Source organism: Pseudomonas sp. 13B_3.2_Bac1 (assembly GCF_025466205.1).
GTDB classification, from domain to species: domain Bacteria; phylum Pseudomonadota; class Gammaproteobacteria; order Pseudomonadales; family Pseudomonadaceae; genus Aquipseudomonas; species Aquipseudomonas fluorescens_H.
The window spans coordinates 1-9,288 of sequence record NZ_JANLOG010000031.1; the positions used below are offsets into that span (position 1 = coordinate 1).

The window sequence follows — 9,288 nt, forward strand, 5'->3', positions numbered from 1 at the left end:
CACCCCCCCCCCCCCCCCCCCCCCCCCCCCCCCCCCCCCCGCACCCACAATGGGTCTGTGTGTTTCCTGAGGATCAGCGGTAATCGTCCACGGGGACGCAGGCACAAAACAGATTGCGATCCCCATAAACGTTATCGACCCGATTCACCGCCGGCCAATACTTGTGCGCCTTGGTATGCGCATCCGGGGTGATCCCCTGCTCGATGCTGTAAGGCCGCTCCCACACTCCGGTAACATCCGCCAAGGTATGCGGCGCGCGCTTGAGCGGGTTGTCCTCCGCCGGCCAGTTGCCGTTCTGCACTTCGGTGATTTCCGTGCGGATGCTCAGCATCGCGCCGATGAACCGATCGAGTTCAGCCTTGGACTCGCTCTCGGTCGGCTCGACCATCAACGTCCCTGGCACCGGGAAGGACATGGTCGGCGCATGGAAGCCATAGTCCATCAGGCGCTTGGCGACGTCCTCTTCGCTGATCCCGGTCTGCGCCTTCAACGGCCGCAGATCGAGAATACACTCATGGGCCACCCGCCCGTTGCGTCCGGTGTACAGCACCGGAAATGCGCCGGATAAATGCTGCGCCAGATAATTTGCCGCGAGGATCGCCACCTCGCTGGCATCCGCCAGTTGCGGCCCCATCATCGCGATGTACATCCAGCTGATCGGCAAAATGCTCGCACTGCCCCACGGCGCCGCGCTGACTGCGCCGTTCTGTGGCAACGGGCCGTCAATCGGCACCACCGGGTGATTGGCAACGAACGGCGCCAGATGCGCGCGAATGCCGATCGGCCCCATGCCCGGCCCGCCACCGCCGTGGGGGATGCAGAAAGTCTTGTGCAGGTTCATGTGCGACACATCGGCGCCAATGTCCGCCGGCCGCGCCAGCCCGACCTGCGCATTGAGATTGGCGCCGTCCATGTACACCTGCCCGCCGTGCTGGTGGATAACTTCGCAGATCTCGCTGATGCCTTCCTCGTACACACCATGGGTCGACGGATAGGTCGCCATCAGACACGACAACTTGTCCCCCGCCGCGGCAGCCTTGGTTTTCAGGTCGTCCAGATCGACGTTGCCGGCCTCGTCGCACTCGACGATCACCACGCGCATTCCGGCCATCTGCGCCGAGGCCGGGTTGGTGCCGTGGGCCGAAGAAGGAATCAGGCAAATGTCCCGCGCGCCCTGCTGCCGGCTCTCGTGATATTTGCGAATCGCCAACAGCCCGGCGTATTCGCCCTGGGCTCCGGAGTTGGGCTGCATGCAGATCGCATCGAACCCGGTGATCGCGCACAACCAGCGCTGCAGTTCTTCGATCATCAAGGTGTAACCGACCGCCTGCTCCCGAGGCGCAAACGGGTGCAGGTTGGCGAACTGCGGCCAGGTGATCGGGATCATCTCGCTGGTGGCGTTGAGTTTCATGGTGCAGGAGCCCAACGGGATCATCGACTGGTTGAGCGCCAGATCCTTGTTCTCCAGTTGCTTGAGGTAGCGCAGCATCTCGGTCTCGCTGTGATGCGCATTGAACACCGGATGGCGCAGGTAAGGCGTGTTGCGTTGCAGGTGCTCGGGAATCCCGGAAACCAGCTCTTCTGCGTCAATTTCGTCGACGTTCAACCCATGATCGGCACCCAGCAGCACATCAAACAGTTTGGCCACCGTGTTTGCATCGCAAGTCTCGTCGAGGCTCAACCCCACTCGGCCACGGCCGAGAATCCGCAGGTTGATCTGCGCGGCCCTGGCGCTGTCGATGATCGCGGTCTGCGCGCCGCCCACCTCCAGCGTGAGGGTGTCGAAAAACTGCCCGTTGACCCGCTGGATGCCATGGCGCTCAAGGCCCGCAGCCAGAATGCAGGTCAAGCGGTGCACACGCTGGGCGATGCGCTTCAAGCCTTGCGGCCCGTGATACACCGCGTAGCAACTGGCGATGTTGGCCAGCAGCACCTGCGCGGTGCAGATGTTCGAATTGGCCTTCTCGCGGCGAATATGCTGCTCACGGGTTTGCAGGGCCATGCGCAACGCCACATTGCCTCGGGCGTCTTTCGACACGCCGATGATCCGCCCCGGAATCGCCCGTTTGTACTCTTCGCGGCTGGCAAAAAACGCCGCATGCGGGCCGCCGTAGCCCATCGGTACGCCAAAGCGCTGGGACGAACCGAACACCACATCCGCGCCCAGTTCACCCGGCGGCGTCAACAGCAACAGGCTCAGCAGATCGGTGGCGACGCAGGCCAACGCCTGCTGAGCGTGCAGCTGATCAATGACCGGGCGCAGATCACGGATCTCGCCGTGGGTGTCGGGATACTGCAGCAACGCGCCGAACACCTGATGCTGGCTGAGGTTATCCACAGCGTCGATGATCAGTTCAAAGCCGAAGCCTTCGGCGCGGGTCTGCACCACGGAAATGGTCTGTGGATGACAATTTTCATCGACGAAAAACAGATTGCTCTTCGACTTCGCCACACGCTTGGCCAGGGCCATGGCTTCCGCAGCAGCCGTAGCCTCGTCGAGCAATGAGGCGTTGGCCAGTTCAAGCCCGGTGAGGTCGATGGTCAGTTGCTGAAAATTCAACAACGCTTCGAGACGGCCCTGGGCGATCTCCGGTTGATACGGGGTGTACGCGGTGTACCAGCCGGGATTTTCCAGCACGTTGCGCAAGATGACGGTTGGCGTCAGCGTGCCGTGGTAACCCATGCCGATCAGGCTGGTCCAGACCTGGTTCTGCTCGGCATACCCGCGCAGTTTGGCCAGCGCCGCCTGTTCGTCGAGGGCCGGCGGCAAATCCAGCGCCCGATTCAGACGAATGCCCGGCGGCACCGTCTGCTCGATCAGTTCGACCCGGCTGCCGAGGCCGAGGCTGTCGAGCATCGCCTGTTGTTCGGTGGCGTCGGGCCCCAAATGGCGGCGCAGGAAGGCTTCGGGGTCGCGTAACTGGCTCAAGGATGGCAACTGGGACATGACGGGCTCTCTCTTGGCTGGCGCTCGGCGTCAATGCAACACGGTCAAACCAGCATAGCAGCCGATACCGACGCGCACGGCTTGGCGGCAGAGGGGGTTCCGGGGCATGCTGTAGCGCCTGCATCAGGCGTCCAACTTTCGGATGATCGAATCCTCATGAGCCAACTGCCGTTCCTGCCGTTTTCCAAACCTGTCATTGATGAAGCCACGATTGCCGCCGTCGGCGATGTGCTGCGCTCCGGCTGGATCACCAGCGGGCCGAAGGTCCAGGCCTTTGAAGCACAACTGTCGGAATACTTCGGCGGGCGCCCGGTGCGCACCTTCAACTCCGGCACCTGCACCATGGAAATCGCCTTGCGCATCGCCGGCATCGGCCCGGGTGACGAAGTGATCACCACACCGATTTCCTGGGTCGCCACCGCCAACGTGATCCTCGAAGTCGGCGCCACACCAGTGTTTGCCGACATCGATCCGGTGACCCGCAACATCGATCTGGACCAGTTGGAAGCGGCCATCACCCCGCGCACCAAAGCGGTGATTCCGGTGTACCTCGCCGGCCTGCCGGTGGACATGGAACGCTTGTACGCCATCGCCCGCAAACACAACTTGCGCATTGTCGAAGACGCCGCTCAGGCCCTGGGTTCGAGCTGGAACGGTCAACGCATCGGCGCCACCGGCGATTTCGTCTCGTTCAGTTTCCAGGCGAACAAGAACGTCACCTGCTCCGAAGGCGGCTGTCTGGTGCTGAACACCCCGGAAGAAGCACGGCTGGCGGAGAAGTACCGCCTGCAGGGCGTGACCCGCAACGGCTTCGACGGTCTGGACGTCGACGTGCTCGGCGGCAAGTTCAACATGACCGACATCGCCGCCACCATCGGCCTGGGTCAATTCGCCCATATCGAGGCGCTGACCGCCCATCGTCAGGAACTGGCCCGGCACTACTTCAAATGTTTTGGCGATGACTTTGAAGCGACCTATGGCGCGCAACTGCCGCCAGCGGATTTCACCCAGAGCAACTGGCACCTGTTCCAGCTGGTCCTGCCGGAACGCAAGGACGGCTTGCCGGCCCGCGCCACGTTCATGGAACAGATGCAGGCACGCGGCATCGGCATCGGCTATCACTACCCGCCGATCCACTTGCTGAGCCTGTACCGCGAGCGCGGGTTCAAGGAAGCCATGTTGCCGGTAGCCGAACGAGTCGGGCGACTGATTGTGTCGTTGCCGATGTTCACCAGCATGACCAAGGACGACGTCGAGCGTTCGGTGGCGGCAGTGAAAGCGGTATTGCGCGACGCCTGATCGACGCCCACAAAAAAGCCCCGAGAGATCGGGGCTTTTGCAGTATTACAGTCTGCTTATTCGCCGATGGCAGCCTTGTAGGCAGCAGCGTCCAGCAGCTTGTCCAGCTCGGCCTTGTCGCTTGGCTTGAGCTTGAAGATCCATGCAGCGTACGGATCGTTATTCAGTTCTTCCGGCGAGTCAGCCAGCGCTTCGTTGACCGCGATCACTTCACCGCCGACCGGGGAGTAGATGTCGGACGCGGCCTTCACCGACTCGACAACACCAGCTGCATCACCGGCCGCAAACACCTTGCCGACTTCGGCCAGTTCAACGAACACCACATCGCCCAGCGCTTCCTGCGCGTGATCGCTGATGCCCACGGTAACGGTGCCGTCGGCTTCCAGACGCGCCCACTCATGACTTTCGGCAAAACGCAGTTCAGCGGGGATATTGCTCATGCTCGGTGTCCTCAAGAAATTGTCAGCGGTCAGGCCCGCCGGAAAAGGTTAGATCAAGGTTTTGCCATGGCGCACGAAGGTCGGTTTGACCACTCGAACCGGATACCACTTGCCACGGATTTCCACTTCGGCGCGGTCGGCTGTGGCCATCGGTACACGCGCCAGGGCAATCGATTTGCTTAGCGTAGGAGAGAAACTACCACTGGTGATCTCTCCTTCGCCAACATCGGCGATACGAACCACTTGATGGGCGCGCAAAACACCCCGCTCCTCAAGCACCAGCCCCACCAGTTTGTGCGCAACACCGGCAGCTTTTTCCGCTTCCAGCGCAGCACGGCCGATGAACTGCCGCGAGGCCGGTTCCCAGGCAATGCTCCAGGCCATATTGGACGCCAGCGGCGAGACATCTTGATGAATGTCCTGACCGTAGAGGTTCATCCCGGCCTCGACCCGCAGCGTATCGCGGGCACCGAGACCGATGGGAGAAATGCCGGCGCCGACCAGATCGTTGAAGAAGCCTGGTGCCTGCTCGGCCGGCAAGGCGATTTCCAGCCCGTCTTCACCGGTGTAACCGGTGCGCGCAATGAACCAGTCGCCATCGACTTCGGCTTCGAACGGTTTGAGGTGCTGGATCAGTGCGGCGCGGGACTGGGTCACCAGTTCGGCAATCTTGTGCCGGGCCTGTGGGCCTTGAATGGCGAGCATCGCCAGTTCCTGGCGCTCGTGCAGTTGCACCTCGTAACCGGCGACATGCGCCTGCATCCACGCCAGATCCTGGTCGCGGGTGGAGGCGTTGAACACCAGGCGATAACGGTCTTCGAGGCGATAGACAATCATGTCGTCGACGATGCCGCCACGCTCGTTGAGCATGGTGCTGTAGAGCGCACGGCCGGGGCGGTGCAGGCGTTCGACGTCATTGGCCAGCAAATGCTGCAGCCAGGCCTTGGCCTGAGGGCCATCAACGTCGATCACGGTCATATGGGAAACATCGAACACCCCGCAATCGCGGCGCACCTCGTGGTGTTCCTCGACCTGCGAGCCGTAATGCAGTGGCATGTCCCAACCGCCAAAATCGACCATCTTCGCGCCGAGGGCAAGATGCAGGTCATACAGAGGCGTACGCTGTCCCATGGGTTTCTCCTTCCGGGCGTGGCGAAGGTGCGGACAGCCGCTGTACGGGGTGAAAGCCACGAAATAGAAGGCTTTCAGCCGATTTCAGCGAACGGGTCTATCAGACGAACCGCACCGAATGCCGCGCATTGTAGCCGCATGATTCAGGACTCACTACTAAGTGTTTCGGTGCGCCGAGCGGCGGATCAGGCCGATGACCGGCAATAAACCAACTAACACCAGGGTCAGCGCCGGCAGCGATGCACGCGCCCACTCGCCCTCGCTGGTCATTTCAAAGATCCGCACGGCCAGCGTGTCCCAGCCAAACGGGCGCATCAGCAGGGTGGCGGGCATTTCCTTGAGCACATCGACAAACACCAGCAACGCTGCACTCAGCGTGCCGGGCAGCAACAACGGAAGATACACTTTGAAAAACAGTCGCGGCCCACTGACACCCAGACTACGTGCCGCTTCGGGCAATGAAGGCCGTATACGCGCCAGACTGTTTTCCAGTGGCCCGTAGGCCACCGCGATAAAGCGCACCAGATAGGCCATCAGCAACGCCGCCAGACTGCCCAGCAGCAGCGGCTTGCCGGCGCCGCCGAGCCAGCCCGACAGCGGAATCACCAATGCGCGGTCGAGATAACTGAACGCCAGCATGATCGACACCGCCAGCACCGAACCTGGCAGCGCATAACCGAGATTGGCCAGACTGACTCCGGAACGGATCGCTCGGGTCGGCGCCAGACGTCGGGCAAACGCCAGCAACAGCGCGACGCTGACGGTGATCAACGCCGCCATAGCGCCCAGATACAGGGTGTGCAGGATCAGCCCGGCGTAACGCTCATCCAGATCGAAGCGCCCGCGCTGCCAGAACCACACCAGCAGTTGCAGCAGCGGAATCACGAACGCGCAGGCAAACACCACCAGGCACCAACCGGTCGCCGCGAACGCTTTGGGTCCGCGCAACTGATACAGCGCCTTGACTCGTGGTCGCTCGTTGCTCGCCCGGTTGGCGCCGCGCGCGCGCCGCTCGCCGTAGAGCACCAGCATCACCACCAGCAGCAACAGACTGGCCAGTTGCGCCGCGCTTGGCAGGCTGAAGAAGCCGTACCAGGTCTTGTAGATGGCGGTGGTGAAGGTGTCGAAGTTGAACACCGACACCGCGCCGAAATCCGCCAACGTCTCCATCAGCGCCAGTGCGACACCGGCGCCAATCGCCGGCCGCGCCATCGGCAACGCCACCCGCCAGAACGCCTGCCAGGGCGACTGACCGAGTACCCGCGCTGCTTCCATCAGGCCTTTGCCCTGCGCGAGGAAAGCGGTGCGCGCCAGCAGGTAAACGTAGGGATAAAACACCAGCACCAGCACCACGATCACCCCGCCGGTGGAGCGTACCCGTGGCAGGCGCAAGCCGCTGCCGAACCACTCACGCAGCAGCGTTTGCACCGGGCCGGCGAAATCCAGCAGGCCAACGAAGACGAACGCCAGCACGTAGGCGGGGATGGCGAACGGCAGCATCAACGCCCAGTCGAACCAGCGCCGTCCGGGGAATTCGCAGAGGCTGGTGAGCCACGCCAGACTGACACCGAGCAGCGTCACGCCGACACCGACGCCAAGCACCAGCATCAACGTGTTGCCCAGCAGGCGCGGCATCTGGGTTTCCCACAGGTGCGACCAGATTTGCTGATCGATGGTCTGCCACGACAGCAGCAGAACACTCAGGGGTAGCAGCACCAGCGCGGCAATGGCGAGGACGATGGGATACCAGCGGCGTTGGGCGGGGTGGGCCACTTTTGGGACTCTGAGGGGTGGTTGGTGGTTCTGATTCAGGTGTTTCAGCTCGAGATTGCTGCCCTCACCCTAACCCTCTCCCGGAGGGAGAGGGGACTGAACGTGGTGATCTTTCGATTTACGCCGACCTGATACATCGAGCCGAGCTCCGGTCTTGAAAGCCATGGAGATCGGCTCCCTCTCCCCCCGGGAGAGGGCTGGGGTGAGGGCAGCGATCTTGAGCGAACACAGCGACCGGCAAATACTCAGTTCCAGCCCGCGCGATCCATCATGCGGATCGCTTCCGCCTGACGCTTGCCCGCCACTTCCACCGGCAAGGTATCAGCGACGAACTGGCCCCACGCCGCCACTTCCTCCGAAGGTTTCACCGCCGGGTTGGCCGGGAATTCCTGGTTCACGTCGGCGAAGATCTTTTGCGCCTCAGGCGTGGTCATCCACTCGACCAGCGCCTTGGCTGCTTCCGGGTGCGGCGCATGCTTGGTCAGGCCGATGCCCGACAGGTTCACGTGTACGCCGCGGTCGGCCTGATTCGGCCAGAACAGTTTCACCGGCAGGTCCGGTTTCTGCTTGTGCAAACGCCCGTAGTAGTAGGTGTTGACGATGCCGACGTCGCACTGGCCGGCATTGATCGCCTCCAGCACTGCCACGTCGTCGGAGAACACATCGGTGGACAGGTTGTTGACCCAGCCCTTGAGGATCTTTTCGGTCTTCTCGGCGCCGTGCACTTCGATCATGGTAGCGGTCAGCGACTGGTTGTAGACCTTCTTCGCCGTGCGCAGGCACAGGCGCCCTTCCCAATTCTTGTCGGCCAGCGCTTCGTAGGTGGTCAACTCGCCCGGTTTCACCCGTTCGGTGGAATAGGCGATGGTCCGCGCGCGCAGGCTCAGACCGGTCCAGGCGTGAATGGAGGAGCGGTATTGCGCAGGAATGTTGCTGTCGATGGTTTTCGAGGTGAACGGCTGCAGGATGCCCATCTGCTCGGCCTGCCAGAGGTTGCCGGCGTCGACGGTGAGCAGCAGGTCGGCGGTGGCGTTCTCGCCTTCGGCCTTGATGCGCTGCATCAGCGGCGCTTCCTTGTCGGTGATGAACTTGATCTTCACCCCGGTTTTCGCGGTATAGGCGTCGAACACCGGTTTGATCAGCTCATCGATACGCGAGGAGTAGACCACCACCTCGTCGGCGGCCTGGGCGGTGGCGCTGCCGATCAGGGTCAGGGCCAGTGCGGTCAGAAGACGCTTGGGTGCCAACATGGGAGTGGTCTCTCGGTCGGAAAATGTGGGCCAAATGATAAAGACTCACATTTACCAGCTCAATCGAACACTTGAGCAAGGAGTTACCAGATGTTGCACAAGCTGAAATTCATGGCGTCGGTTCTGGCCCCTTCGCGAGCAAGCCCGCTCCCACCCTTGAAATGCATTCCAATGTGGGAGCAACTGTCTTACTGCCACCGTTCGTCACCGCCACTCTGTGCCGTCTCGCAGCATGGCATTCAATCTGATCAGCAGTATTCGCATGCAGGCGATGAGCGCGACTTTCGCGCTCTTGCCTCGTTCTCTTAGGGATTTATAGCGGGCCTTGAAGTCGGCTTGATGGCGGATAACGACCCAGCACGACATGTATAGCGCACGTCTGACACGGGCTCTCCCTCCGTAAATCTGACGTTTCCCGCTGTGATTGCCACTGTCGTCGTTGTAAGGA

At 62.1% G+C, this 9,288-nt stretch carries 7 protein-coding genes; 1 reads left to right on the plus strand and 6 read right to left on the minus strand.

Annotated features, from left to right (window positions below):
• Nucleotides 1-73: 73 nt before the first annotated feature.
• On the minus strand, nt 74-2,947 hold the full coding sequence (gcvP, locus tag NTD85_RS04850) for an aminomethyl-transferring glycine dehydrogenase (protein ID WP_262141559.1): 2,874 nt from the start codon (nt 2,945-2,947) through the stop codon (nt 74-76).
• Nucleotides 2,948-3,103: 156 nt separating this feature from the next.
• Between gcvP and NTD85_RS04855 the strand changes: the two genes are divergently transcribed.
• Entirely contained in the window at nt 3,104-4,246 is a 1,143-nt protein-coding gene (locus tag NTD85_RS04855; RefSeq protein WP_262141560.1) for a DegT/DnrJ/EryC1/StrS family aminotransferase, read from the plus strand.
• A 56-nt stretch (nt 4,247-4,302) separates the two neighbouring features.
• Here NTD85_RS04855 and gcvH read toward each other — a convergent pair whose 3' ends face one another.
• The 5 genes from gcvH to NTD85_RS04880 all read right to left on the minus strand — a co-directional run.
• Nucleotides 4,303-4,686 carry a glycine cleavage system protein GcvH gene (gene gcvH, locus NTD85_RS04860; RefSeq protein WP_262141561.1) on the minus strand — a complete coding sequence of 128 codons (384 nt, stop codon included), beginning with the start codon at nt 4,684-4,686 and terminating at the stop codon, nt 4,303-4,305.
• A gap of 48 nt (nt 4,687-4,734) precedes the next feature.
• Nucleotides 4,735-5,817, minus strand: a complete 1,083-nt coding sequence (gene gcvT, locus NTD85_RS04865) for a glycine cleavage system aminomethyltransferase GcvT (protein ID WP_003229291.1) — start codon at nt 5,815-5,817, stop codon at nt 4,735-4,737.
• Between the two features lie 156 nt (nt 5,818-5,973).
• On the minus strand, nt 5,974-7,590 hold the full coding sequence (locus tag NTD85_RS04870; RefSeq protein ID WP_262141563.1) for an ABC transporter permease: 1,617 nt from the start codon (nt 7,588-7,590) through the stop codon (nt 5,974-5,976).
• A 245-nt stretch (nt 7,591-7,835) separates the two neighbouring features.
• Nucleotides 7,836-8,840, minus strand: coding sequence for an extracellular solute-binding protein (locus NTD85_RS04875; protein ID WP_262141564.1), 1,005 nt, complete (start codon nt 8,838-8,840; stop codon nt 7,836-7,838).
• A 204-nt stretch (nt 8,841-9,044) separates the two neighbouring features.
• Nucleotides 9,045-9,288: transposase (locus NTD85_RS04880; protein WP_262141565.1), on the minus strand; the 244-nt coding region annotated here is incomplete at its 5' end.